This window comes from Bartonella sp. MU70NMGDW (genome assembly GCF_042194085.1).
GTDB classification, from domain to species: Bacteria; Pseudomonadota; Alphaproteobacteria; order Rhizobiales; family Rhizobiaceae; genus Bartonella; species Bartonella grahamii.
Window position 1 is genome coordinate 1 of sequence record NZ_JBHIMK010000480.1, and the last position, 882, is coordinate 882.

The 882-nt window shown below is 39.7% G+C and carries 1 protein-coding gene; it reads left to right on the forward strand.

Annotation, left to right across the window (positions count from 1 at the left end):
- On the forward strand, nt 1–882 hold an 882-nt coding region (locus ACFIKE_RS11720), incomplete at both ends, for a monovalent cation/H+ antiporter subunit D (RefSeq protein ID WP_375650121.1).

The window sequence follows — 882 nt, forward strand, 5'->3', positions numbered from 1 at the left end:
GATTTATTTAATTTATTTGTATTTTTTGAAGTTATGTTAACGGCTTCCTATGGGCTTGCTTTGCATGGTTCTGGTCAGGCACGCGTACGCGCAGGGTTGCATTATGTCGTGGTTAATCTTGTTGCTTCATTACTTTTTTTAGTTGGTACAGCACTCATTTATGGAGTCGCTGGTACTCTTAATATGGCCGATTTGGCTGTTAAAATAAAATATATATCTTCTACAGATATTGTTTTGTTCGAAATAGGTGTTGCACTTCTAGGTATTGCTTTTTTGCTTAAGGCTGGTATGTGGCCGCTTAATTTTTGGTTGGTGCCAACTTATAGTGCAGCAGTAGCGCCTGTTGGAGCTTCTTTTGCGCTTTTGAGCAAGGTGGGTATTTATATTATTTTACGTTTAACGCTGCTGTGGTTTGGTCCTGAAAGTGAATATTTTAACCATTTTGGTCATACCGTTTTGTTTTATGGTGGGTTGGCCACTATGATTTTTGGTTTTATTGGGGTATTGGCGAGTCAAGTTTTAGTGCGTTTGGTAGCTTATAGTGTTCTTGTCTCTTCTGGTACATTGTTGGCAGCAATAGGGATCGGCAATGCAGCACTGACAGCAGGTGCTCTTTTTTATATTGTTTCTTCAACTTTAGCACTGGGAGCTTTTTTTCTTTTGGTAGAGTTGGTTGAACGCTGTCAAGATGTGGCTGCTAATGTTCTGGCTGTCACAATGGAGGTTTATGGTGATGATGAAGAGGAGGAAGAAGATGAAGTTGGCACATATTTCCCTGTAACCTTGGCAATTCTTGGGGCTTGTTTTGGTATTTGTGCCATTTTGATTATTGGATTGCCACCTTTTTCTGGTTTTGTTGCTAAACTTATGATGTTCATGGCA